This is a genomic window from Kitasatospora sp. NPDC054768, from assembly GCF_053612025.1.
This window is the reverse complement of the sequence record NZ_JBSHBN010000034.1, coordinates 25,144-49,781: the sequence shown is the minus strand read 5'-3', so window position 1 is coordinate 49,781 and position 24,638 is coordinate 25,144. Positions and strand designations below refer to the sequence as shown.

The window sequence follows — 24,638 nt, the reverse complement described above, 5'->3', positions numbered from 1 at the left end:
CGCTCCGGGGGAGGGGGCGGGGCCGCGGGCAGAGCTGCGGCGCCCGGCTGAACGAGCGCGGCCGGGACGAGGTCACGCCTACGGCGGTCGAGGGGCCGGCCGTGTCCACCCGGCGGGCGCGTCCGGCGGCGGGCACCGGGGGCGCGTAGCCTGCTAGGGCCCGCGGCTCGGACCCGGCAGGGAATCCGGGGGCGGGCCCTGAGGACGCGGGTGCGAGGACGGTCCTCGGACGGACGGAGGGGTCGATGGCGGTCGAGGAGCAGCGGGCCGGGAGCCGGGTCAGCCGGCCGGAGAACCGGCTGGTCCGGCGCGGGTTCACCGACCCGGCGCGGGCGGTGCGGCTGCTGGAGGGCCCCGGGCTGGAGGGCCTGGCCGACGACCCGCTGCTGCTGGACGCGCTCGGCGCCACCGCCGACCCCGACCTCGCGCTGCTCGGCCTGGCCCGGCTGCTGGAGGCCGCCGACGAGGCCGACCGGCACACCCTGCGCGACACCCTCACCACCTCCAAGCCGCTGCGCGACCGGCTGCTCGGCGTGCTCGGCGTCTCCACCGCGCTCGGCGACCACCTGGCCCGGCACCCGCACGACTGGCACGTGCTGGTCACCTTCGAACTGCGCGACATGCACCCCGGCCCGGAGGACTTCCGCCGCGCCCTCGCCGAAGGCGTCCGGGACGACGCCCTCGGCCCCGCCAACGCGCTGCGCGTCGCCTACCGCCGCTGCCTGCTCGCCATCGCCGCCCGCGACCTCACCGGCACCACCGACCTCGCGCAGACCGCCGCCGAACTCGCCGACCTGGCCGGTGCCACCCTCCAGACCGCCCTGGACCTCGCCGCCGAGCAGGACCCGGAGGCCGCCGCGGCCTGCCGGCTCGCCGTGATCGGCATGGGCAAGTGCGGCGGCCGCGAGCTCAACTACGTCTCGGACGTGGACGTGGTCTTCGTCGCCGAGCCGCGCGAGGGCGTGGACGAGCCGGAGGCGATCAGGGCCGCGACCCGGCTGGCCGCCGCCCTCACCCGGCTGTGCGCGGACACCACCGGCGAGGGCACGATCTGGCCGGTGGACGCCAACCTGCGCCCCGAGGGGCGCAACGGCCCGCTGGTGCGCACCCTCGCCAGCCACCTCGCCTACTACCAGCGCTGGGCCAAGACCTGGGAGTTCCAGGCGCTGCTCAAGGCCCGCCCGGTCGCCGGGGACGCGGAACTCGGCGCCGCGTACGTCGAGGCGCTCGCCCCGATGGTCTGGCAGGCCGCCGCCCGGGAGAACTTCGTCGCCGACGTGCAGCAGATGCGCCGCCGGGTGGTCGACTCCATCCCGGCCACCGAGCTGGACCGCCAGCTCAAGCTCGGCCCGGGCGGGCTGCGCGACGTCGAGTTCTCCGTGCAGCTGCTCCAGCTGGTGCACGGCCGCACCGACCCGGCGCTGCGCAGCGGCAACACCCTGGAGGCGCTGGCCGCCCTCTCCCGGGGCGGGTACGTGGGCCGGGCGGACGCCGCCTCGCTGGACGCCGCGTACCGCTTCCTGCGCTCGCTGGAGCACCGCATCCAGCTGTACCGGCTGCGCCGCACCCACCTGATGCCCACCGCCGACGAGGACCTGCGCCGGCTGGCCCGCTCGCTGGCGGCGCTGATCAACGACGACACCCGCGCCGACCCGGTGGCCGCGCTGCAGCGCGAGTGGAAGCGGCACGCGATGGAGGTCCGGCGGCTGCACGAGAAGCTGTTCTACCGGCCGCTGCTGGACGCCGTCGCCGAACTGCCGCAGGGCGCCACCGGGCTGAGCCCGGACGCGGCCCGGGCCCGGCTGGAGGCGCTGGGCTACGCGGACCCGGCGGCCGCGCTGCGGCACCTCAGCGCGCTCGCCTCCGGGGTGAGCCGCAAGGCCGCCATCCAGCGGACCCTGCTGCCGGTGCTGCTCGGCTGGTTCGCCGAGTCCGCCGACCCGGACGCCGGGCTGCTCAACTTCCGCCAGGTCTCCGACGCGCTCGGCCGCACGCCCTGGTACCTGCGGCTGCTGCGGGACGAGAGCGCCGCCGCCGAGCAGCTGGCCCGGGTGCTGTCGGCCGGCCGGCTCGCCCCCGACCTGCTGCTGCGCGCCCCCGAGGCGGTGGCCATGCTGGGCGATCCGCGCGGCCTGGAGCCGCGCGGCCGGGCGGCGCTGCAGTCGGAGGTGCTGGCCGCCGTCGGCCGGGCCGGGTCCACCCACGCCGCGGTGGCCGCCGCCCGCTCGGTGCGCCGCCGGGAGCTGTTCCGCACCGCCGCGGCGGACGTGCTCGGGCGGCTCGGGGAGGACCCCGCCGAGGCGCTGGACACCGCGGGGGAGGCGCTCACCGCGCTCAACGCCGCCACCCTGGGCGGCGCGCTGCGCGCCTGCGTAGCCGGGTGGGAGGCCGAGCACGGGGACCTGCCGACCCGGATCTCGGTGATCGCGATGGGCCGCTTCGGCGGCCACGAACTGGGCTACGGCTCGGACGCGGACGTGCTCTTCGTCCACGAGCCGCTGCTCGGCTCGCTGGAGGAGGAGGCGGCCCGGGCCGCCCAGGCGGTCTGCCACGAGCTGCGCACCCAGCTGGGCGCGCCCTCCACCGAGCCGCCGCTGCTGGTCGACGCCGACCTGCGGCCGGAGGGCCGCAGCGGCCCGCTGGTGCGCACCCTGGCCTCGTACGCGGCCTACTACCGGCGCTGGTCGCACGCCTGGGAGAGCCAGGCGCTGCTGCGGGCCGAGCCGGTGGCCGGGGACGAGGAGCTGGGCGCGCGGTTCCGGCAGCTGATCGACCCGCTGCGCTACCCCGGCGGCGGGGTGCCGGAGCGGGACCTGGTGGAGATCCGCCGGATCAAGGCGCGGATCGAGGCCGAGCGGCTGCCGCGCGGGGCCGACCCGACCACCCACACCAAGATCGGCCGGGGCGGGCTGGCGGACGTCGAGTGGACGGTGCAGCTGCTGCAGCTCCGGCACGGGCACGAGCTGCCGGCCCTGCGCACCACCCGGACCAGGGCGGCACTGGCGGCCGCCGAGCGGGCCGGGCTGGTCGGGTCGGAGGACGCCGAGGTGCTGGACGCGGCCTGGGTGCTGGCCTCCCGGGTGCGGGCGGCGGTGATGCTGGTGCGCGGCCGGCCCGGGGACAGCTTCCCGGGGGAGGCCCGGGAGCTGGCCGGGGTGGCCCGCTACCTCGGGTACGGCTCCGGGCACAGCGGCGAGCTGCTGGACGACTACCGGCGGATCACCCGGCGGGCCCGGGTGGTGGTGGACCGGCTGTTCTACGGCTCCGGCTGACGGGCACGCGAAAGGGGCCCCGTGCGGGGCCCCTTCGACGTTCCGGGCGGCCGGCGTGGCGGGCCGGCGTGGCGGGCCGGCGCGGCGCCGCTAGCGGCGTGCGCTGCTGACCGCGGGCTCGCTCCACTGCTCGGGCACGGTGACCGGCTGCTCGGCCGCCGTCTCCCGGGCGGGCACCCTGGGCAGCTTGTAGACCCACTCGTGGTACAGCCAGCGGGCGGCGAGGAAGCCCACCGCCAGGCAGAGCTCGCCGCCGACGGCGTCCATCCAGAAGTGGTTGGCGGTGGAGACGATGACCACCAGGGTGGCGGCGGGGTACAGCAGGCCGAGCACCCGGACCCACGTCCGGCGGGCCAGGAAGAAGATCGCCAGGCCGCACCACATCGACCAGCCGATGTGCATCGAGGGCATGGCCGCGTACTGGTTGGAGACGTGCGCGGCGGGCCCGGAGGCCATCGAGCCCCAGGTGCCGTGGACCTTCACGGTGTCGATGAAGCCGCCGTCGGTCATCAGCCGGGGCGGGGCCAGCGGGAAGAAGTAGAAGCCGACCAGGGCGATCCCGGTGGTCACGAACAGCACGGTGCGGGCCGCGACGTAGCGCCCGGGGTGGCTGCGGTAGAGCCAGACCAGCACACCGATCGTGATCACGAAGTGCAGTGTCGCGTAGTAGTAGTTCATCCCGGTGATGAGCCACCCGACGCTGTCCACGGCGTGGTTGATCGAGCGCTCGACGGCGATGCCGAGGTGCTGCTCCAGGTCCCAGATCCAGCGCGTGTGCTTCTGGGCTATCGCTTCCTGTTCGGGAACCGCGTTGCGCACGATCGAGTAGATCCAGTAGCTGATCCCGATCAGCGCCAGTTCGAACCAGATCCGCGGTCTGGCCGGTGACCGGCGCTGGGCGCCGATGCGGCGGCGCAGGACGGCGGTACGGGACTGTGCGGCACGGGTGGCTCCATCGGGCAGGCGGCCGGGGAGGGCCTTCGCTGCTTCGGAACCGCCACCACTGGCCGCGTCGGCGCGCCCGGCGTCGCCTCGCTGGATCTCGGTCGGTTCCCCCATGGACGGCAAGTCTGCCAGACCGCTCGTAGCCGTCTGCTCATCCTCTGGAAGTGGATTCTTCACCGGCTGTCCCCCTTGAGGGCTAGGGGCCGGCTCCCACCGGGGTAGGGGGTGCTCTGGGGTTCGGTGCGTACCGGTGGGACGGACATGCGTCCCATTGTCACGCCCGTCGCTCCGAGGGAGTAATCGGGGTGGTCGGAGACGGTCGCCCACCTGGAAATTTCCCGGCACGAAACGGTTTCAGCATCTTGCTGAAACATATTGCAGGCCGCTAGCTTCCTGGGAAAATCGATCGCCCCTTCCCCTAAGGGAGCCCTCAGTGGCCGATGCCCCGCTCCGTCCCCGACGGAGCACCGCCCGACGAACCACCGGCCGCCGCAGACCGCCGGGCCGCACCGCCGTCCTGCTGGCCGCCGCACTGACCGCCGCCACCCTCGGCGGCGCCCCCGCGGCCCTCGCCGCCGCCCCGCCGGCCCCGCCCTCGGACGCCGCGCTGGCGGCCACCGCCGGGCGGCACGACCTCACCCGCGAACAGTTCTACTTCGTCCTGCCCGACCGCTTCGCCAACGGCGACGCCGCCAACGACGGCGGAGGCATCACCGGCGGGCGGCTGGAGAACGGCTTCGACCCCGCCGACAAGGGCTTCTACCACGGCGGCGACCTCGCCGGGCTGATCCAGCGGCTCGACTACATCCAGGACCTCGGCACCACCGCGATCTGGATGGCCCCGATCTTCAAGAACAAGCCCGTGCAGGGCAGCGGGGCCGACGCCTCGGCCGGGTACCACGGCTACTGGATCACCGACTTCACCCAGGTCGACCCGCACTTCGGCACCAACGAGCAGCTCAAGGAGCTGATAGCCAAGGCGCACGCCCGCGGCATCAAGGTCTTCTTCGACGTCATCACCAACCACACCGCCGACGTCGTCGACTACGCCGAGAAGCAGTACGGCTACCGCTCCGCCGGCGCCTACCCGACGCTCGACGCGGACGGGAACCCGGTGGACGAGACCGCCGTCGCCGACGCGGGAGCGCCCTGGCCGCGGACCACCAAGGACTCCTTCCCCTACACCCCGGTCTTCCGCACCCCGGCCGACGCCGGGGCCAAGACCCCGTCCTGGCTCAACGACCCGGCGCTCTACCACAACCGGGGCGACTCGACCTTCGTCGGCGAGTCCGCCACCGAGGGCGACTTCAGCGGCCTGGACGACCTCGACACCCAGAACCCCAAGGTGGTGAAGGGCTTCGAGAAGGTCTACCAGCAGTGGGTCAAGGACGCCGGCGTGGACGGCTTCCGGATCGACACCGTCAAGCACGTCAACATGGCCTTCTGGCAGCAGTGGGCGCCCGCGCTCAAGGACTTCGCCGCCAAGCAGGGCAACAAGAAGTTCTTCATGTTCGGCGAGGTCTACTCCGGGGACCCGGCGGTCACCTCGCCGTACGTCACCAAGGGCAGGCTCCAGGCCACCCTGGACTTCCCGTTCCAGGGCGCGGCCCGCTCCTACGTCTCCCAGGGCGGCTCGGCGCGCGGCCTCGCCGACGTCTACGGCCAGGACTACCGCTACACCGGCGCCGACACCGACGCGTACGAGCTGCCGACCTTCCTCGGCAACCACGACATGGGCCGCTTCGGCTCCTTCCTGCTCGCCGACAACCCGGGCGCCGACGACGCCACGCTGCTGAAGAAGGACCGGCTCGGCAACGAGCTGCAGTTCCTCACCCGCGGCCAGCCCGTCGTCTACTACGGCGACGAGCAGGGCTTCACCGGCGCGGGTGGCGACAAGGACGCCCGGCAGGACCTGTTCGCCTCGAAGACGGCCTCCTACAACGGTGACCGGGTGCTCGGCGGGCCCTCCGGCCCGGCCGACCGCTACGGGCAGGGCGGCGAGCTCTACCAGGGCATCGCCGGGCTGGCCCGGCTGCGCCGGGACAACCCGGCACTGGCCGACGGCGCCCAGGTCGAGCGGTACGCCGCCGACGGCGCGGGCGTGTACGCCTTCTCCCGGATCGACGCCGGGCAGCAGGTCGAGTACCTGGTCGCGGTCAACAACGCCGCCGAGGCGAAGACCGTCACCCTGGACACCTTCTCGGCGGGAACGGGCTTCGACCGGATCTACCCGTCCGCGGGGGACCGGATCACCAGCGGCGCCGACCGCAAGGCGACCGTCACCGTGCCGGCGCTGTCCTCCGTCGTGTTCAAGGCGGGCGCCCGGCTCGCGGCCGTCGGCCCGGCTCCGCAGCTCGCGGTGCAGCCGCCGGCGGACGGTTCGAGCGGACTCGTCACGGTCGGTGCGAAGGTCGACGGCGGTGGCTTCGACCGGGTGAGCTTCGCCGCCCAGATCGGCAACGGGCCCTGGCAGACCCTCGGCACGGCCGACAACGGCGTGTACAAGGTCACCCAGGACCTCGGCGCCGTCGCCCCCGGCACGGTGGTCCGCTACAAGGCCGTCGTGCGGGACTCCGGCGGCCACCTGCGCTCCGCCACCGCGAGCTTCACCACCGGCGCCCCCGCACCGAAGCCGGCGCCCACCGCGGGCTCCCGCCCGTACGCCGTCGTCCACTACAACCGGCCGGACGGCGACTACGACGGCTGGAACCTCTACGCCTGGGGCGACCTCGCCGACGGCGAGGCCACCCCGTGGCCGGCCGGGCACGCCTTCACCGGGCGGGACGCGTACGGCGCCTTCGCCTACGTGCGGCTGAAGCCCGGCGCCTCGGACGTCGGGTTCGTCGTGGAGAAGGACGGCGTCAAGGACGTCGACGCGGACCGGCACCTCGACGTCGGCAGCACCGGGGAGGTGTGGCTCAAGCAGGGCGACCCGGCGGTGCGCACCGCCGACCCCGGCCCGGGCAACACCCAGCCCGCGAACACCGCCGTCATCCACTACAACCGGGCCGACGGCGACTACGACGGCTGGGGACTGCACGACTGGACCGGCGCGGCCACCCCGACCGACTGGGGCAAGCCGCTGGCGCCGGTGCGCCGCGACGCCTTCGGCGCCGTCTTCGAGGTGCCGCTGGCCCCCGGGGCGACCAGCCTCAGCTACATCCTGCACAAGGGCAACGACAAGGACCTGCCCGCCGACCAGTCGCTGGACCTCGCCGTCAACGGCAAGGAGGTCTGGATCCTCGGCGGCCGCGAGGGCTACCTGCTGCCGCAGAACCCGGCCGCCTCCGCGCAGATCGACCTCGCCGGGGCCAAGGCGCAGTGGATCGACGCGAGGACCGTCGTCGTCCCGGCGAACTACGGCGCGGGCGACGAGGCCCTGGCCGGCGGCACCAGCGCCCAGCTGGTGTACGACCCGGCCGGCGGCATCAAGGCCGACAAGGGCGTGCTGACCAAGCCCGGCCAGTGGCTGCGGCTCACCCCGGTCAAGGGCGGGCCGACCGACGCCCAGAAGGCGAAGTACCCGCACCTGGCGGGCTACCGGGCCTTCACCGTGGACGGCCGGGACGCCGCCCGCGTCCCGGCCGCGCTGCGCGGCCAGCTGCTGTTCACCGAACACCTGCCCAACGGCGCCGTCCTGGCCGCCACCGGGGTGCAGATCCCGGGCGTGCTGGACGACCTGTACGCCGGGCGGACCGGCAAGGTGGACTTCGGACCGGCCCACTACAACGGCAAGGTGGCGCTGTCGCTGTGGGCGCCGACCGCGCAGGAGGTCTCCGTCCAGGTCTTCGACAGCGCCACCGGGGGCACCCCGAAGACGCTGCCGCTGAAGCTCGACGACGAGACCGGGGTGTGGGAAGTCGTCCGTGACAAGCGCGAGTTGGACGGCAAGTACTACCTGTACCAGGTGAAGGTCTGGGCGCCCTCGACCCAGCAGCCGGTGGTCAACACCGTCACCGACCCGTACTCGGTGGCGCTGTCCACCGACTCCGGGCGCAGCCTGGTCGCCGACCTCGACGCCAAGGAGCTCAAGCCCGCGGGCTGGGACGACCACGCCCGCCCGCAGGCCGTCCCGCCCGCGCAGCAGCAGATCCAGGAGCTGCACGTCCGGGACTTCTCGGTGGAGGACCCCACCGTCCCGGCCGCCGAGCGCGGCACCTACCTGGCGTTCACCGAGTCGAACTCGGCCGGCATGCGGCACCTGCGGGAGCTCGCCGATGCCGGGGTGACCACGATCCACCTGCTGCCGACCTTCGACATCGCCACCGTCCGGGAGAACCGGGCCGACCGGAAGCTGCCGGCCTGTGACCTCAAGTCCCTTCCCCCGGACGGCCCGAAGCAGCAGGAGTGCGTGGCGGCCGTCGCCGCCGACGACGCGTACAACTGGGGCTACGACCCGCTGCACTACAACGTGCCGGAGGGCTCCTACGCCACCGACCCCGGGGGGACGGCGCGCACCGTGCAGTTCCGGCGGATGGTGCAGGCGATGCACGCGGCCGGGCTGCGGGTGGTGCTCGACGTGGTCTACAACCACACCGCGGCCGCGGGCCAGGCCGAGCACTCGGTGCTGGACAAGGTGGTCCCCGGCTACTACCAGCGGCTCGACGCCGACGGCAAGGTGACGACGGACAGCTGCTGCGCCGACACCGCGCCCGAGCACGCCATGATGAACCGGCTGGTGGTCGACTCGGTGACGCTGTGGGCGCGCGAGTACAAGGTGGACGGCTTCCGCTTCGACCTGATGGGCCTGGACCCGAAGTCCACCATGCTGGACGTGCAGTCCGCGCTGCGGAGGATGACGCCGGACTCGGACGGCGTGGACGGGAAGAACGTCTTCCTGTACGGCGAGGGCTGGAACTTCGGTGCGGTCGCCGACAACGCCCGGTTCGAGCAGGCCACCCAGGCCAACATGGCCGGCACCGGCATCGCCACCTTCGACGACCGGATTCGGGACGCCGCCCGCGGCGGCAACTTCATGCTGAACTCCGCCCCGCAGCAGGGCTTCGCCTCGGGCCTGTACACCGACCCGAACGGCTCGGCCGCGAACGGCACCCCGGAGGAGCAGAAGGCCCGGCTGCTGCACGGGATGGACCAGCTGAAGGTCGGGCTGACCGGCAACCTGGCCGGCTACTCCTTCACCGACAGCTCCGGAAAGTCCGTCACCGGCGCCCAGGTCGACTACAACGGCGCCCCGACCGGGTACGCGGCGAAGCCCGGCGAGGCGGTGGAGTACGTGGACGCCCACGACAACACCGACCTCTTCGACGCCCTCGCGTACAAGCTGCCGACCGGCACCGCGCCCGCCGACCGGGCCCGGATGCAGGCGCTCGCGCTCTCGCTGACCGCGCTCACCCAGGGCGCGGGCTTCGCCCAGGCCGGCAGCGACCTGCTGCGCTCCAAGTCGCTCGACTCCAACTCCTACGACTCGGGGGACTGGTTCAACGCGATCCACTGGGACGCCGGCGACGGCAACGGCTGGGGCCGCGGCCTGCCGATGGCGAAGGACAACCAGGAGCAGTGGACGGCCGCGCGGTCCCTGCTGGCGAACCCGAAGCTGACGGTGGGCGCGGCCGACATCCGGGCGGCCTCGGCGCAGTACCAGGAGTTCCTGCGGATCAAGCGGTCTTCGCCGCTGTTCTCGCTGCCGAGCCTGGCCGCCGTCCAGCAGCGGCTCTCCTACCCGCTCTCCGGCACTGCCGGTGAGACGCCCGGGGTGATCACCCTGCACCTGGACGGCACCGGGCTGCCGGGGGCGGAGAAGGGCATCACGGTGGTCTTCAACGCCACCCCCGCGGCGCAGGCGCAGACCGTGCCGGCCCTGCGGGGCACCGGCCAGGCGCTGCACCCCGTCCAGGCGGGCGGGGCGGACCGGGTGGTGCAGCGGTCCGGCTTCGACGCCGCGACCGGCACCTTCACCGTGCCGGGCCGCACCGTGGCGGTGTTCGTCCAACACTGATTCGTACACTGCGACAACTCCCGGGCTCCGTACCACTGTTCAGGTGGTGCGGAGCCCGGCTCCGGTTCGGGGACGGCAAGGTTCCGTTCCGGACGCACAATGGCCGGAAACCGTTGATGGCACGGCCGGAACTGTGATGTGCCGGGTCTGCCTGGCGCTGGCGGCCGCTCTCCGCGGGGGAAAGCGGCCCTGAGTGCTGGTCATCGACCGTCGGCAGTGATCGAACTTTGTCCGGGGCATGAAAACCGTGTTCACGAGTTCGTCGCGGGGTAACACAACTGACGAACCGTCCTGCATACGGTTTCGGTAATGAATCGGCCAATCCGTGGCATGCATCTGTCATTAACCGCTCGGTAGCTGCCACGATTCCCCCGGCTGTAGACGAGGGGGCCCCACCCCCCGGTGCAGCTGTTCCAGTTCAGGTGCAGCGCGTCCCGACCCTGCAAACGAGTTGTGAGCAACGCATCCGCACTCCCGTCGCACCCGGCGGGGGCCCCCACTGCGCCGCAACCGCGGCCCAGGTTTCTCTCCACCGTGCGCGACCCGGCGCCGGTCGGAAAAGGAGTCCGCATGTCCCGTTACGCTCACGCCCGGAAGGCGGCGGTTGTCATGGCCGCCTCCACCGCGCTGCTGGTCACCGGCATACCGGTGATCGCCCAGGCGGCCACGCCGGACGCGCCGGCCGCCGTCGCGGCCCAGCAGGCGAGCCGCGCCCAGCTGATCTCCGTCGCGAACCAGCAGACCGCCTCCCTCGCCCAGACCCTGGGCCTGAGCGGCACCGAGAAGCTGGTCACCAGGGACGTCATCCAGGACGCGGACGGCACCCGCCACCTGCGGTACGAGCGCACCCTCGACGGACTGCCCGTCCTGGGTGGGGACCTGGTGGTGCACCAGGCGCCCACCGGTGCGACCAAGAGCGTTGACCGGGCCAGCACCGCCTCGCTGAGCGGTGTGAGCACCACGCCGAAGCTGGCCGCGCCGGCCGCGCAGAGCGCCGCGCTCGCCGCCGAGTCGGGCACCGCGGTCGACACCGCGCCGCGCCTGGTGGTCTGGGCCGGGGACAACAGCCCCCGGCTGGCCTGGGAGACCGTCGTCTCCTCCACCAAGTCGGACGGCACCCCGAGCAAGATGCACGTCGTCACCGACGCCACCAGCGGCCAGGTCATCCAGCAGTGGGACGGCATCGAGACCGGCTCCGGCAAGGGCGTCTTCGTCGGCAACGTCACCATCGGCACGACCCAGTCGGGCTCGACGTTCCAGATGAAGGACACCACCCGCGGTGGGATGTACACCACCAACCTGAACCACGGGTCCTCGGGCACCGGCACGCTGTACAGCAAGGCGACCGACACCTGGGGCGACGGCACCGTCAACAACGGCGAGTCCGCCGCGGTCGACGCCCACTTCGGTGTCGCGGCCACCTGGGACTACTACAAGAACACCTTCGGCCGCAACGGCATCCGCAACGACGGTGTCGGCGCCTACAGCCGCGTCCACTACGGCAACAACTACGTGAACGCGTTCTGGGACGACTCCTGCTTCTGCATGACGTACGGCGACGGCAGCAACAACACCGCGCCGCTCACCGAGCTGGACGTCGCGGGCCACGAGATGAGCCACGGCGTCACCGCGGCCACCGCCAACCTGACCTACTCGGGCGAGTCCGGCGGCCTCAACGAGGCCACCTCGGACATCTTCGGCACCATGGTCGAGTTCTCCGCCAACATCCCCACCGACAACCCCGATTACCTGATCGGTGAGTTGATCAACATCAACGGCGACGGCACCCCGCTGCGCTACATGGACAAGCCGTCCAAGGACGGTGCCTCGGCCGACTACTGGTCCTCCACCGTCGGCAACAAGGACGTCCACTACTCCTCCGGCGTCGCCAACCACTTCTTCTACCTGCTGTCCGAGGGCAGCGGCGCGAAGGTCATCAACGGCGTCAGCTACGACTCGCCGACCCAGGGCAACATCACGGTCACGGGCATCGGCCGGGACAAGGCCGCGGCCGTCTGGTACCGCGCGCTGACCACCTACATGACCTCCAGCACCAACTACGCCGCGGCGCGCATCGCGACGGAGAAGGCGGCCACCGACCTGTACGGCGCCGGCAGCGCCGAGCTGACCGCGGTCAGCACCGCCTGGGCGGGCGTCAACGTCGGCACCGCGCCCAGCGGCGGCGTCACCGTCACCAACCCGGGCAACCAGTCCACCGCCGTCGGCGGTGCGGTGAACCTCCAGGTCAGCGCCACCGGCGGCACCGCCCCGCTGACCTACACCGCGACCGGCCTGCCCACCGGCCTGTCGATCTCCTCCTCCGGCGCGATCACCGGTACCGCCTCCACCGCGGGCACCTACAACGTGACCGTCACGGCGAAGGACTCGGCCGGCAAGACCGGCAGCACCAGCTTCACCTGGACCGTCTCCACCGGTGGCGGCAGCTGCACCCCGGCGCAGCTGCTGGGCAACGCGGGCTTCGAGACCGGCACCGCCACCCCGTGGACGGCGTCCAGCGGCGTGGTGGACAACAGCTCTTCGCAGGCGGCCCACGGCGGCTCCTGGAAGGCGTGGATGAACGGCTACGGCTCGACCCACTCGGACTCGCTGTCGCAGACGGTGAGCATCCCGTCGGGCTGCAAGGCGACGCTGAGCTTCTGGCTGCACATCGACACCGCCGAGTCGGGCAGCACCGCGTACGACAAGCTGACCGTGTCGGTCAACGGCACCGCGCTGAAGACCTACTCCAACGTGGACGCCGCGGCCGGCTACCAGCAGCGCACCTTCGACCTGTCGGCCTACGCGGGCCAGACGGTCACCGTGAAGTTCGCCGGGACCGAGGACGCCTCGCTCCAGACCAGCTTCGTGATCGACGACACCTCCGTCCAGACCGGCTGAGCCCGGGCCGGCTCCTGAAGGGCCGGTGAACCAGGACAGGTGAGGGGCCCGGCGGCTACGGCCGCCGGGCCCTTGTCGTGCCGTCCGGGGTTCCGTCCGAGGTCTTGACGGCCCTCGCGGGCGCCTCTAGGTTCGGCGCTGCAAGTTTCGGCAAGTTGCAGAAACTTCCTGCAGGCTTCACCTCCGGCTGCCCCACCCCAGCCACCCCCTCAGGAGACGACGTGGTCACCACCGCCCCCACCCTCCCCCGGCCCTCGGCCGGGAGGACCCCCAGGCGCGCCCGCGCGGCCGGTGCGCTCGCCGCCTCGGCGGCGCTCGCGCTCTCGCTCGGCACCTCCCTGGGCGCCCCCGCCGCCCAGGCCGCCCCGCCGGCCAACAACGGCAAGGACGTCACCGCCACCCTCTTCGAGTGGCGCTTCGACTCCGTCGCCCAGGCCTGCACCTCCACCCTCGGCCCCAAGGGCTACGGCTTCGTCGAGGTCTCCCCGCCGCAGGAGCACATCCAGGGCGCGCAGTGGTGGACCTCCTACCAGCCGGTCAGCTACCGGATCGCCGGACGGCTCGGCGACCGCACGTCCTTCAAGAACATGGTCGCCGCCTGCCACGCGGCCGGCGTCAAGGTGATCGCCGACACGGTGGTCAACCACATGTCGGCGGGCTCCGGCACCGGCACCGGCGGTACCGCGTACACCAAGTACACCTACCCCGGCACGTACCAGGACCAGGACTTCCACACCTGCCGCCAGCCGATCACCAACTACCAGGACCGCGGCAACGTCCAGAACTGCGAGCTGGAGAACCTCTCCGACCTGAACACCGGCAGCGCGTACGTCCAGACCACCATCGCGCACTACCTGGACGACCTCGCCTCGCTCGGCGTCGACGGCTACCGGATCGACGCCGCCAAGCACATCGCCGCCGCCGACCTCGCGGCGATCAAGGCCCGGATGGCCAACCCGGCGGCCTACTGGGTCCAGGAGGTCATCTACGGCGCCGGCGAGCCGGTCCAGCCCACCGAGTACACCGGCACCGGCGACGTGGACGAGTTCCGGGTCGGCACGGACCTCAAGCGGATGTTCACCACCGACAAGCTCGCCAACCTCAGCGGCTGGGGCGCCTCCTGGGGCTACCTGCCGAGCGGTCAGGCGCGCGCCTTCGTCGACAACTGGGACACCGAGCGCAACGGATCCACCCTCAACTACACCTACGGCAACACCTACACGCTCGCCAACGTCTTCCTGCTGGCCTCGCCGTACGGCGCCCCCGACATCCACTCCGGCTACACCTTCGCCAACAAGGACGACGGCCCGCCGAACGGCGGCACCGTCAACGCCTGCTACCAGGACGGCTGGAACTGCACCCACGCCTGGCGGCAGGTCGCCAACATGGTCGGCTTCCGCAACGCGGTGGCGGGCACCGGAGTGACCGACTGGTGGTCCAACGGCGGCAACGCGATCGCCTTCGGACGCGGCAACAAGGGCTACGTCGCGATCAACCACGAGGGCGGCGCGATCACCCGGACCTTCCAGACCGGGCTGCCGGCCGGCACCTACTGCGACGTCCAGCACGGCGACCCGCAGTCCGGCGGCGGCTGCACCGGCCCGACGTACCAGGTGGGCGCCAACGGGCAGTTCACCGCGACGGTCGGTGCCGGCGACGCGGTCGCGCTGTACGTCCAGTCCGGCGCGAGCGTCTCCGGCGCCTCCTTCAACGTCAACGCGACCACCTCGGTCGGGCAGAACGTCTACGTGGTCGGCGACGCCGCGGCGCTCGGCGCCTGGGACCCGGCGAAGGCCCTGCCGCTCTCCTCGGCGGGCTACCCGGTCTGGTCGCTGGCGCTGTCGCTGCCGGCCGGCACGTCCTTCCAGTACAAGTACGTCCGCAAGGACGCGAGCGGCGCGGTCACCTGGGAGTCCGGCGCCAACCGGACGGCGACGGTGCCCTCGGGCGGGACCGTCGCGCTGAACGACACCTGGCGGCCGTGAGCCGCGGGTCCCGGTCCGCCCCGGATCCCCGTCGGCCCGCTCCGGCGGGGATCCCCCGCGAGGGCGGCCGGGAGGCGGGCGGCGCGGCCGTCCGTCACCCCCGCCCGATGTACGGCATGGCCGTCGCCAACACGGTGGCGAACTGCACATTGGCCTCCAACGGCAGCCCGGCCATGTGCCGCACGGTGCGCGCCACGTCGGCCACGTCCATGGTCGGCTCGGGGGCGATCCGGCCGTCCGCCTGACGCACGCCCGCGCCCATCGCCGACGTCATGTCGGTCGCCGCGTTGCCGATGTCGATCTGCCCGCAGGCGATCCGGTACGGGCGGCCGTCCAGCGACAGCGACTTGGTCAGGCCGGTGACGGCGTGCTTGGTCGCGGTGTAGGCGATCGAGTGCGGGCGCGGGACGTGCGCGGAGATCGAACCGTTGTTGATGATCCGGCCGCCCTGCGGGTCCTGCGCCTTCATCTGCCGGAACGCGGCCCGGGCGCAGAGGAAGGCGCCGGTCAGGTTGAGGTCGACGACGGCCCGCCAGTCCTCGACCGACAGCTCCTCCAGCGGGACGGCCGGGCCGAAGACGCCGGCGTTGTTGAACAGCAGGTCCACCCGGCCGTGACGCCCGGCGGCCGCGGCGAACAGCGCGTCCACCGCCTCCGGGTCGGTGACGTCGGCCGGCACCACGTCGGCCGGGGCGGCGCAGAGCCGGGCGGTCTCCCGCAGCGGTCCGGGCCGCCGGCCGGCCAGCACCGTCCGCCAGCCGTCCGCGGCCAGTTCGACCGCCACGGCGCGGCCGACGCCGCTCCCGGCTCCGGTGACGACGGCGATCCGCTGGTTCATGGCACCCTCCTCGATGACTGTTCCCGGTCGGCCCTGGGCGTGCCCTGGAGATCGTCGCGGACCGGCGACCCGCCGTCACTGGTCAAAGCCACCGAAATCGGGACGGCTCGGCGAGAGCCCGGCGGTCACCCCCGCCATCCGACCCCCGCCGACCGGGGGGAGTGGTGAAGGCCTTGACCTGATCGCGAACAAACATTGGATTTCCGGTGGCCACCGCGCAACCGGGCCACCCGGGCCCACGTCATAAGATCGCAGGAAGGCGCACCCCCGCGAGGGGCGGCGCGCCATCGCTCCGGGGGACGCGCCAGCGCTGTGCCCCCGGTCTGTCCGGCCCCACCGGGGGGCCGCCGCCCGGTCAGACGGACCGGGCGCGACATCGGTCGGAGAGTCCTCACCGTGCTTAGGCAGTCGTCCCGTTCCCGCGCCGTCCTGTCCGGCGCCGCCGTGCTCGCCCTGGCCGCCTCGCTCGCGGCCTGCGGGAGTTCCGGCGGTGGGAAGGGGGACAGTGCCAAGAACGCCACCCCGGCCGGCGGCAGCAGCTCGGCGGGCAGCCCGAGCGCCGGCGGCACCAGCCCGGCCGCGACCGGCACCGCCACCGCGGCCTCCTCCGGCAAGGTGCTGATGCCCACCGGGCCCGCCGCCGCCCTCAACAAGGTCCGGGACACCGGCGCCGGCCCGATCATGATGACCAAGGTGACCGGCGCCAAGTCCGGCGTCACCGGCCAGGTCTGGGTCTGGCTGCCGCCCGAGTACAACGACCCCAAGTTCGCCAAGACCGGCTTCCCGGTGCTGACCCTGTTCGCGGGCGGCCAGAGCAACGGCTACAACACCTGGACCGACAACCAGCTGCCGATCCAGGAGGAGAACGAGCGGCTGGTCAAGGAGGGCAAGTCCCACCCGTTCATCATGATCATGCCGGTGCAGAACTTCAACAGCGACGAGAAGAACGCGCTGGACTGCTCCGACATCCCGGGCCAGCCCAAGATGGCCACCTGGATGGCCGAGGACCTCCCGGACTTCGTCCGCGCCAACTTCCGCACCGTGAAGGGCCGCGACGGCTGGGGCGTGATGGGGGCCTCCACCGGCGGCTTCTGCAGTGCCAAGCTCGCCCTCCAGTACCCGCAGGTCTACAAGGCCGCGGTGCCGATCGACGGCTACTTCATCCCGGACTCGGGGCTGTGGAAGGGCCACGACGCGGAGCGGGCCGCCAACAACCCGGACGTGCTGGTCGCCCAGGGCAAGGCCGACGTGAGCATGCTGGTGACCGCGGGCGGCGCCAACCCGTACGAGACCAAGGTGGTCAAGACCTGGGTGGACAAGGCGGTCCCGCCGGTGACCCTCCAGTACCACGAGCAGCCCGGTGGCAAGCACCTGACCTCGGACTTCAAGAAGATGATCCCGGACACCCTGGTGTGGCTCTCCGCCCACCTGGCGGGGCCGGCGGCCGACTGAGGGCCCGCTCTTCGGCTGCCCGCGCTGCCCGCACGGCCCGCACGGCCCGCCTGTGCCGCTCGGACTGCTCGGACTGCCGCACTGCCGCACTGCTCTCACCCGTACCGCCGGTGCCGGGACGCGTTCGCGCTCCCGACGCCGGCGGTCCTGCTTTCCGGCGGCGCCGAGCAGGTTGCGCCGCCCGTCCGCAGGCCCGTGACCTGCGCGTCAATCGGACATTGATTCGCTTCTGATCGACTGCGAGCACCTTGGCTGGGGCGGTCCTCCACCGGCCGCCACCACCCGCCGTGCCCCAAGCCGTGAAGAGAGTGCCATGCCGATCCACCTGGTGCCCCAGCCCGTCCCCACCGTGCCCGCGCAGGGCGAGTCCGGAGCCGCCTCGCTGGGCGCGGACGCGTACGGACGGGCCGCGGCCGACGAGCCGGCCGTCCTGCGGTTCTCCGGGCTCCGCCTGGTGCACGCCGCGCTGCGCCGGGACCTCGCCCGGCTGCCCAACGCGCTGCGGCTGCTCCAGCCCGACGAGGACGACAAGGGCGAGGCCCTGCTGCGGCACTGGAACTTCATCACCGCGATGCTCACCTGCCACCACGAGCAGCAGGACACCCGGCTGTGGCCGATCGTGCGCCGCTTCGCGCCCGAGCTGCGGCTGCTGCTCAACTGGCTGGAGGACGACCACCACAACCTGGACCACTCCTTCACCCGGGTCACCACGCTGGTGCGGATCGCCAGCCGGGACACCGGCAGCGCCTGGCCGGTCGCGTACGCGATGGAGGACCTCGCGGCCCGGCTGGAGACCCACCTGCGGATCGAGGAGCGGCAGTTGCTGCCCCGGATGGAGCGGGTGATCGCCGACGGCTCCCGGCTCGGCGGGCTGGGCGAGCTGCTGGACCTGCTGCGCCTGGCCGACGGCCCCGGCACGGCGGACGCGCTGGCCTGGCTCCTGGAGGGCGTGGAGCCCGAACTGGTCGAGCGGCTGCTGGCCGAGTGCGACGACGACGTGGCCCGCAACTGGCCGCACTGGCACGCGACCTACCAGCGTTGCACCTCGCCGCTGTGGGGCCCGCCGGACGCTCCGGCCGCCGGCGCCGGCGCCGGCCTCGGCCTCGACGGACTGGGGCGCATCGCGGACTGACTCCGGGGCTCTTCGCGGGCCCTTGATCTACGCGCGTGGCATGAGCCGGAGGCAGGGGACCGCGGCATATGCCGAGCCGGTCCCCAGTGCGGGGGAGATCTCAACTCCCCATGCCCCCTAGGGGATTCGACCCATCGCTCTCGGGGTCGGGCCGCCCCGGCCGCTCCGGGCCGCACCAGGGAAGGCGTCACGCCGACGGCTGATGGCGGGCCGTGCCCGCCGCACTACCGTCGACCGCATGACCACAGCGCGCAGCACACCCGGCCCGCACCGCACCCGCCCCGGGACCCGCCTCCGACGCGGCCCCGCGTTCCTCGTCGCCGGCGCCGTCCTGGTGCTCGGCGCCGGACTGACCGCCTGCGAGGGCGGCGTGGCCCTCTGCCTGGACGACCGCAAGTGCACCGTCGGCATCAAGACCGACAAGGCCGACGGCACCAAGACCGTCAAGGTCTTCGGCGGCGACAACCCGATGAGGATGACCGTCGGCCACATCGGCGACAACTCGGCCGAGGTGACCGTCGGTGACGACAGGAAGACCGCCACCAAGGACTCCGAGACCTCCGTCGGCGGCGTCAGGATCACCCTGCGCAAGACCAACAAGGACGACCACTACGCCGAAGTGCACATCGAGCGGGACTGACCGCCCCGGGCACGACGAAGCGCTCCCCGGGCACGACGAAGCGCTCCCCGGCCACGACGAAGCGCCCGGCCACGACGAAGCGCTCCCCGGCGCCTACCCCGGCAGGCGGTTGAGCCACTCCATCGGGGCGACCCGGATCGCCGTGTGCGGCGAGCCGTCCCATTCCGCCGGAAGCCCGACCGCCTCCAGTGCGGCGACCACCGCCCGCCCGACCTCCACCGTCCGGCGCTCCGACACCTCGGCCGTCTCCTCCCCGGCGCGGAACCCGCCGTAGCGCAGCATCAGCCCCCGCCCGGCGGCCGCCGCCTCGGTGTCCTGCTGATGGAAGAAGACGAAGCCGACCGAGTCCGTCCCGGCCTCGCCGCCGATCTCCGCGTAGCCGCAGCCCGCGCAGCAGGTGAAGTCCATCGCCGCGACGATGCCCCGGTCCTCCAGCGCGTCGAAGGCGTCCGCCAGCCGGTCCACGTCGGTGGTCTCCGGCCAGGCCGCCTGCTCGGCCAGTCGCTCGGTCCACAGCGGGGCGAGGATCCGCTCCGCCTCCTCCTGCGTCAGCCCCCGGTCGTCGAGGTGCTCGACCAGGGACTCGGCCATCTCGTCCGGCTCCTGGAAGCCGCACCGGATCAACTCGCGGGCCCGCTCCTGGGCTTCGCGCAGCACGTCGGGGGTGGGAACCGTCTCCTCGGTCATGCCCGCATCCTCGCACCCGCCGCCGACAACGCCCGGGCCTCCGGTGCGACGCCCGGGCCTCCGGTGCGACGCCCGGGCCTCCGGTGCGACGCCCGGGCCTCCGGCGCCGCCGTCCCGATACCGCCCTGCTACCGTCCGCCGGTGACTTCTCTGCTGCAACCACCGCTGATCGCCCGGCTGCTGGCCGCCGAGCGCATCCTGATCGCCGGAGCCGGCGGCGGCTTCGACGTGTACGCGGGGCTGCCGATCGCCCTCGCCCTGCGGGCCGCGGGCAAGGAGGTGCACCTGGCCAACCTCTCCTTCACCCACCTCTACGGCCTGCCCCTCGACGTCTGGGCGGAGCCCGACGTGGCCCGGATCGGGCCGGACACCGCCGCCCCCGAGGGCTACTTCCCGGAGCGCACCCTGGCCCGCTGGCTGAACCGGCACCGCATGCCCGACACCGTGTGGGCCTTCCCGACGGTGGGCGTGCAGCCGCTGCGCGAGGCCTACCGCGCGCTGGTCGCCCGCCTGGGCGTGGACGCGATCCTGCTGGTCGACGGCGGCACCGACATCCTGATGCGCGGCGACGAGGCCGGACTCGGCACCCCCGAGGAGGACATGGCGAGCCTGGGCGCGGTGGCCGGCCTGTCCGAGGTGCCCGAGCGGCTGGTCGCCTGCCTCGGCTTCGGTATCGACGCCTACCACGGCGTCAACCACTCCCTGGTGCTGGAGAACCTCGCCGCGATCGACCGGGCCGGCGGCTACCTCGGCGCCTTCTCCATCCCGCGCGACAGCCGGGAGGGCGTGCTCTACCTGGACGCCGTCGAGCACGCCAGGGCCGCCTTCCCGGACCACCCCAGCATCGTCAACGGCTCGGTGGCGGCGGCGCTGCGCGGCGAGTTCGGCGACGTCCGCTTCACCGAGCGCACCAAGGACGAGCAGCTCTTCGTCAATCCGCTGATGACGCTCTACTTCGGCGTCACGGTCGAGACGCTGGCCGCCGGGAACCGGTACCTGGACCGGCTGGAGCACACCGTGCTGACCCGCCAGATCGCCACCGTGATCGCCGAGTTCCAGGACGAGCTGCCCCGCCGGCGGCCGCCCCGGCAGTTCCCGCACTGATCCGGAGCGCGGGCGCGGAACGCCGATCAGAACGCGGCGAGCCGGAACTCCAGGTTCCCGAACCGCACCTGGTCGCCCGGGCCGACCCGTACGCCGCCCGCTATCCGGCGCCCGTTCACATGGGTGCCGTTGGTCGAGCCGAGGTCGTACAGCACCCAGCCGCCCTGCTCGTGCCGCAGTTCGGCGTGGCGCCGGGACACCGAGGCGTCGTGCAGCCGCAGTCCCGAACCGGGGATCCGGCCGATCGTCAACTGCCCGGCCCCGGCCAGCGGCAGGCTCAGCCCCGGCAGCCGCTCGGTGCGCCAGGCCCGGCCCAGCCGGTCGCCGAAGGCGGACGCCCGCCCGACCGTGCGCAGCACGAAGCGCTCGACCGGCCCGCCGGTGGGCAGCCCGGCCACCGCCGCGTCCAACTCGCCGCGGCTGGTGGCCTGCAGGACGATGTCCATCCGGCCGAGGAAGGTGTCGTGCGAGAGCCGCCCGCTGCCCGCGCCGTCCCGCAGCACCCCGAGCGCCTGGTCCCGCTCGGCGTCGGAGGGTCGGACCGCGCCGGTCGGACCGGCCGCGCCGGTGGGGAGCTCAGGAGTCGTCATGGCCAAATTGTCGGCGCGGCCGACTCGGGCTGTCCAGATCACGCCGTGCACGGGCGCGGGGTTCGTACGTCACGGCAGTCCAGACGCCCTTTCCGGCCGGGCGGTTCCGCGTGTTCCGGGCCGCCCGGGCGGGGTGCTCCGGCCGTGCCGCCCGGCCCGTTCCGGGGCGCCGTACGGGCCGTCAGGCCTTGCGGGCGGCGGCCAGGATCTTCTCCGTGGTGTGCAGGAACCGGGAGGTGACCGTGCCCCGGTAGGCCCTGCCGAACATGTCCTTGGTGACCCACTTGCCGTCCCGGAGGTGGATCACCACGTACGCGGCCCCCGGGTCGGCACCGAGCACCTCGACGTCGCCCTTCGGCGAGCGGTATGGGAAGGTGAATTCGCCCGGCAGCGGCTCGGAGAGGAAGGCGACGACCAGCCGGACGTCCGGCGTCACCTCGACGCCCCGGAAGGGCTCGGCGGCGAGCAGGCCGGCCACCTCGTCCACCGTCCGCAGCAGCGCCGGCACCGGGTACCCGAGCGCCTGCTCCAGGTGCTCCTCGATCCGCGCGGTCAGCGCCGCGCGGTCCGGCTCGTCGGTGGTGAAGAAGACGTTGCCGCTCTGGATGTAGGAGCGGACGTTCCCCAGGCCGAGCTCGGTGAACAGCGCCCGCAGCGGCTCCATCCGCACCGTCCGGCCGCCGACGTTGACGGCCCGCAGGAAGGCGATGTACGTGGTCGTGGTGGTCACCCGGTCAGTGTGGCACCGGCCACTGACAGCGGCCCGGCGCCCCTGCTCCGCGGGACCGCCCCGCCCGGCCGCCCGCCTTCGCGTCCGCCGTCCTGCCCCGCCCGCTTTCGCGTCCCGGCCCCCGCCCGTCCGGTCGTCCGCGCACGGCGGCCGTCGGTGCCGGGTGCCAGACTGGCGCCATGGCTACCTGGCAGGATTTCGAGCACGAGGCCCCCGATCTGGCGCCCCTGGTCCGGGCCCGGTTCGAGGCGAACAAGCACCACGTCATGGCGACGCTGCGCAAGGACGGATCGCCCCGGGTGAGCGGCACGGAGGTCGAGTTCGTCGGCGCCGACCTGTGGATCGGGTCGATGTACGGCGCGGTCAAGGCGCGTGACCTCCAGCGCGACGCCCGCTTCGCACTGCACGCGCACCCGGGGGACGAGACCATGGCCGGCGGGGACTCCAAGGTCTCCGGCAGGGCGGTGGAGGTCACCGACGAGACCGAACTCGCCGCCTTCGCCGCCGATCTGCCCGAGGCGCCGCCCGGCCCGTTCCACGCGTTCCGGCTGGAGCTCGACCAGGTGGTGCACACCTCCGTGGAGGGCGACCACCTGCTCGTGCACAACTGGCACCCGGGTCGGCCGGTGGAGCGGATCCAGGTCCACTGACCGGCCGATCCGGCCGCAAGGCCCCTACGGCAGGACGGACTTGAGGGCCTCGGGGGTGCGGGCCACGACGGCGTGCCCGTCGTCCGCGGTGATGATCGGGCGCTGGATCAGGATCGGGTGCTCGGCCATCGCCGCGATCCAGCGGTCGCGCTCACCCGCCTCCCGGGGCCAGCCCTTCATCCCCAGGTCCTTCGCGACCTGCTCGTCGGTGCGGGTGATGTCCCACGGCTCCAGGCCCAGACGCTCCAGCACCTGTACCAGCTCGGCCGCGGTGGGCGGCTGCTCCAGGTAGCGCCGCACGGTGTACTCGACTCCGGCGCCGTCCAGCTCGCCGAGTGCGGCCCGGCACTTGCCGCACCGCGGGTTGATCCAGATCTCCATGCCGGTCACCCTACCGAGCCGTCCGCGCCCGCCCCGCCCCGCCGCGCGCATCGGCCCGCCCCGCCCCGCCGCGCGATTCCGGTGGGTACGGGAACTCCGCCGCGCCCGACGGCGGTTGACCGGACAGGAAGCGTGATCTCGGGAGGGGAGCACCGGATGGACGGCGCGGCGATCATCGAACAGCTGATGACCACGGAGGTCAGGACCGATCCGTACCCGCTGTACGCCAGGGCCCGCGAGCTGGGCCCGGTGGTCCCGGCCGGGGACGGCATGTTCGTGGTGAGCGGCTACGCGGCGGTCAACAAGGTGCTGCGCACGCCCGCCTTCGGGGTGGCGACCGCCGAGATGATGGCCGGACTGGCCCCCGAGTACGCCGTGCACTCCTCGCTGGCCCTGTTCGGCCGCTCGATCCTCCAGCGCAACGCCCCCGACCAGCCCCGGGTCCGCTCGCTGATCGCCTCGGTGTTCACCGCCCGCCGGGTCGCCGCGCTGCGCCCGGCCGTGGAGACGGCGGTCGACCGGCTGCTGGACGGCATGGCCGAGCAGGGCGCCGACGGCTCGCCGGTGGACTTCATGGACGCCTTCGCCTTCCGGCTGCCGGTCGGGGTGATCTGCGAGCTGCTCGGCGTCCCCGAACAGGACCGCTACCGCTTCCGCGACCTCGCCTCCGACCTGACCGTCGCGCTGGAGATCATCCAGGACCTGGACGAGCTGGCCGCCGCCGACGAGGCCGCCGACGAGCTGGCCCGCTACTTCACCGAGCTGGCCGCCGAGCGACTGGCCCGGCCGCAGGACGACCTGGTCACCGACCTGGCCCGGATCGCCGCCGCGGACGACGAGCGGCTCTCCGCCGAGGAGCTGCTGGCCAACCTGGTGCTGCTGCTGGTGGCCGGCTTCGAGACCACCACCAACCTGCTCGGCAACGGCCTGGCCCTGCTGTTCCGCCACCCCGAGGCGGCCGCCGGGCTGCGCAGCGGCGCGATCACCCCGGCCGGGTTCACCGACGAGGTGCTGCGCTTCGACTCCCCGGTGCAGGCCACCGGCCGGGTCGCGCTGGAGAAGGGCCTGAGTGTCGAGGGCCTGCCGATCCCGCCCGGCCACGCGGTGACCCTGCTGATCGGCTCGGCCAACCACGACCCCGCCCGGTACGAGCACCCCGAGGTGTTCGACCCGACCCGGACCGACAGCCAGCCGCTCAGCTTCGGCGGCGGCACCCACTTCTGCCTGGGTTCCCAGCTGGCCCGGCTGGAGGCCGAGGTCGCGGTGCCCGCCCTGCTCGACCGGTTCCCCCGGCTCGCCCCGGGCGGCGTCCCGACCCGGCGCGACCGCCTGGTGCTGCGCGGCTACGAGACCCTGCCGGTGACCGTCCGGTGACCGT

16 protein-coding genes are annotated in these 24,638 nt (G+C 73.1%); 10 read left to right on the top strand and 6 right to left on the bottom strand.

Annotated features, from left to right (window positions below):
• Window positions 1–245: 245 nt before the first annotated feature.
• Window positions 246–3,272, top strand: coding sequence for a bifunctional [glutamine synthetase] adenylyltransferase/[glutamine synthetase]-adenylyl-L-tyrosine phosphorylase (locus tag ACWGKU_RS13470; protein WP_452178355.1), 3,027 nt, complete (start codon window positions 246–248; stop codon window positions 3,270–3,272).
• 90 nt (window positions 3,273–3,362) lie between these two features.
• Here the strand turns inward: ACWGKU_RS13470 and ACWGKU_RS13465 are convergent, their stop codons facing one another.
• The gene (locus ACWGKU_RS13465) at window positions 3,363–4,331 is read right to left on the bottom strand and encodes a phosphatase PAP2 family protein (protein WP_401053879.1); all 969 of its coding nucleotides are present in this window, start codon (window positions 4,329–4,331) and stop codon (window positions 3,363–3,365) included.
• A 319-nt stretch (window positions 4,332–4,650) separates the two neighbouring features.
• Between ACWGKU_RS13465 and pulA the strand changes: the two genes are divergently transcribed.
• The 3 genes from pulA to ACWGKU_RS13450 all read left to right on the top strand — a co-directional run bounded on the left by pulA (window position 4,651) and on the right by ACWGKU_RS13450 (window position 15,056).
• On the top strand, window positions 4,651–10,173 hold the full coding sequence (pulA, locus tag ACWGKU_RS13460; protein WP_452178356.1) for a pullulanase-type alpha-1,6-glucosidase: 5,523 nt from the start codon (window positions 4,651–4,653) through the stop codon (window positions 10,171–10,173).
• 570 nt (window positions 10,174–10,743) lie between these two features.
• Entirely contained in the window at window positions 10,744–13,071 is a 2,328-nt protein-coding gene (locus ACWGKU_RS13455) for a M4 family metallopeptidase (RefSeq protein ID WP_452178357.1), read from the top strand.
• 221 nt (window positions 13,072–13,292) lie between these two features.
• Window positions 13,293–15,056, top strand: a complete 1,764-nt coding sequence (locus tag ACWGKU_RS13450; RefSeq protein WP_452178358.1) for a carbohydrate-binding module family 20 domain-containing protein — start codon at window positions 13,293–13,295, stop codon at window positions 15,054–15,056.
• A 94-nt stretch (window positions 15,057–15,150) separates the two neighbouring features.
• On the opposite strand, the gene ACWGKU_RS13445 is transcribed toward ACWGKU_RS13450, so the two are convergent.
• Entirely contained in the window at window positions 15,151–15,894 is a 744-nt protein-coding gene (locus ACWGKU_RS13445; protein ID WP_452178359.1) for an SDR family oxidoreductase, read from the bottom strand.
• A 396-nt stretch (window positions 15,895–16,290) separates the two neighbouring features.
• Between ACWGKU_RS13445 and ACWGKU_RS13440 the strand changes: the two genes are divergently transcribed.
• The 3 genes from ACWGKU_RS13440 (at window position 16,291) to ACWGKU_RS13430 (ending at window position 19,118) form a co-directional block, all read left to right on the top strand.
• Window positions 16,291–17,346 (top strand): alpha/beta hydrolase, encoded by a 1,056-nt coding sequence (locus ACWGKU_RS13440; protein ID WP_452178360.1) that lies wholly within the window; start codon window positions 16,291–16,293, stop codon window positions 17,344–17,346.
• A gap of 313 nt (window positions 17,347–17,659) precedes the next feature.
• Window positions 17,660–18,478, top strand: coding sequence for a hemerythrin domain-containing protein (locus ACWGKU_RS13435; RefSeq protein ID WP_452178361.1), 819 nt, complete (start codon window positions 17,660–17,662; stop codon window positions 18,476–18,478).
• 238 nt (window positions 18,479–18,716) lie between these two features.
• A complete protein-coding gene (locus ACWGKU_RS13430) occupies window positions 18,717–19,118 on the top strand; it encodes a hypothetical protein (protein ID WP_452178362.1) in 402 nt (133 codons plus the stop codon).
• 93 nt (window positions 19,119–19,211) lie between these two features.
• Here the strand turns inward: ACWGKU_RS13430 and ACWGKU_RS13425 are convergent, their stop codons facing one another.
• The gene (locus ACWGKU_RS13425; RefSeq protein ID WP_387689314.1) at window positions 19,212–19,805 is read right to left on the bottom strand and encodes a DUF6891 domain-containing protein; all 594 of its coding nucleotides are present in this window, start codon (window positions 19,803–19,805) and stop codon (window positions 19,212–19,214) included.
• A 141-nt stretch (window positions 19,806–19,946) separates the two neighbouring features.
• On the opposite strand from ACWGKU_RS13425, the gene ACWGKU_RS13420 reads away from it, so the two are divergent.
• Window positions 19,947–20,909, top strand: coding sequence for a DUF1152 domain-containing protein (locus ACWGKU_RS13420; RefSeq protein WP_452178363.1), 963 nt, complete (start codon window positions 19,947–19,949; stop codon window positions 20,907–20,909).
• A gap of 26 nt (window positions 20,910–20,935) precedes the next feature.
• On the opposite strand, the gene ACWGKU_RS13415 is transcribed toward ACWGKU_RS13420, so the two are convergent.
• Together ACWGKU_RS13415 and ACWGKU_RS13410 are read right to left on the bottom strand one after the other, a co-directional pair.
• Window positions 20,936–21,499 (bottom strand): FHA domain-containing protein, encoded by a 564-nt coding sequence (locus ACWGKU_RS13415; RefSeq protein WP_452178364.1) that lies wholly within the window; start codon window positions 21,497–21,499, stop codon window positions 20,936–20,938.
• Window positions 21,500–21,680: 181 nt separating this feature from the next.
• On the bottom strand, window positions 21,681–22,229 hold the full coding sequence (locus ACWGKU_RS13410; RefSeq protein ID WP_401053453.1) for a DUF1697 domain-containing protein: 549 nt from the start codon (window positions 22,227–22,229) through the stop codon (window positions 21,681–21,683).
• Window positions 22,230–22,408: 179 nt separating this feature from the next.
• Here ACWGKU_RS13410 and ACWGKU_RS13405 point away from each other — a divergent pair, with 179 nt between their 5' ends.
• Entirely contained in the window at window positions 22,409–22,879 is a 471-nt protein-coding gene (locus ACWGKU_RS13405) for a pyridoxamine 5'-phosphate oxidase family protein (RefSeq protein ID WP_359896970.1), read from the top strand.
• 24 nt (window positions 22,880–22,903) lie between these two features.
• On the opposite strand, the gene ACWGKU_RS13400 is transcribed toward ACWGKU_RS13405, so the two are convergent.
• Window positions 22,904–23,260 carry an arsenate reductase family protein gene (locus ACWGKU_RS13400; protein ID WP_401053451.1) on the bottom strand — a complete coding sequence of 119 codons (357 nt, stop codon included), beginning with the start codon at window positions 23,258–23,260 and terminating at the stop codon, window positions 22,904–22,906.
• A gap of 132 nt (window positions 23,261–23,392) precedes the next feature.
• On the opposite strand from ACWGKU_RS13400, the gene ACWGKU_RS13395 reads away from it, so the two are divergent.
• On the top strand, window positions 23,393–24,634 hold the full coding sequence (locus ACWGKU_RS13395; protein WP_452178365.1) for a cytochrome P450: 1,242 nt from the start codon (window positions 23,393–23,395) through the stop codon (window positions 24,632–24,634).
• Window positions 24,635–24,638: the final 4 nt, after the last annotated feature.

Excerpts from the sequence above, each read along its gene's own strand:
- ACWGKU_RS13425 (WP_387689314.1), bottom strand. The coding sequence starts at position 19,805 with ATGACCGAGGAGACGGTTCCCACCCCCGACGTGCTGCGCGAAGCCCAG.
- ACWGKU_RS13445 (WP_452178359.1), bottom strand. The coding sequence starts at position 15,894 with ATGAACCAGCGGATCGCCGTCGTCACCGGAGCCGGGAGCGGCGTCGGC.
- ACWGKU_RS13470 (WP_452178355.1), top strand. The coding sequence starts at position 246 with ATGGCGGTCGAGGAGCAGCGGGCCGGGAGCCGGGTCAGCCGGCCGGAG.
- ACWGKU_RS13435 (WP_452178361.1), top strand. The coding sequence starts at position 17,660 with ATGCCGATCCACCTGGTGCCCCAGCCCGTCCCCACCGTGCCCGCGCAG.
- ACWGKU_RS13430 (WP_452178362.1), top strand. The coding sequence starts at position 18,717 with ATGACCACAGCGCGCAGCACACCCGGCCCGCACCGCACCCGCCCCGGG.
- ACWGKU_RS13415 (WP_452178364.1), bottom strand. The coding sequence starts at position 21,499 with ATGACGACTCCTGAGCTCCCCACCGGCGCGGCCGGTCCGACCGGCGCG.
- ACWGKU_RS13400 (WP_401053451.1), bottom strand. The coding sequence starts at position 23,260 with ATGGAGATCTGGATCAACCCGCGGTGCGGCAAGTGCCGGGCCGCACTC.
- ACWGKU_RS13455 (WP_452178357.1), top strand. The coding sequence starts at position 10,744 with ATGTCCCGTTACGCTCACGCCCGGAAGGCGGCGGTTGTCATGGCCGCC.
- ACWGKU_RS13405 (WP_359896970.1), top strand. The coding sequence starts at position 22,409 with ATGGCTACCTGGCAGGATTTCGAGCACGAGGCCCCCGATCTGGCGCCC.
- ACWGKU_RS13465 (WP_401053879.1), bottom strand. The coding sequence starts at position 4,331 with ATGGGGGAACCGACCGAGATCCAGCGAGGCGACGCCGGGCGCGCCGAC.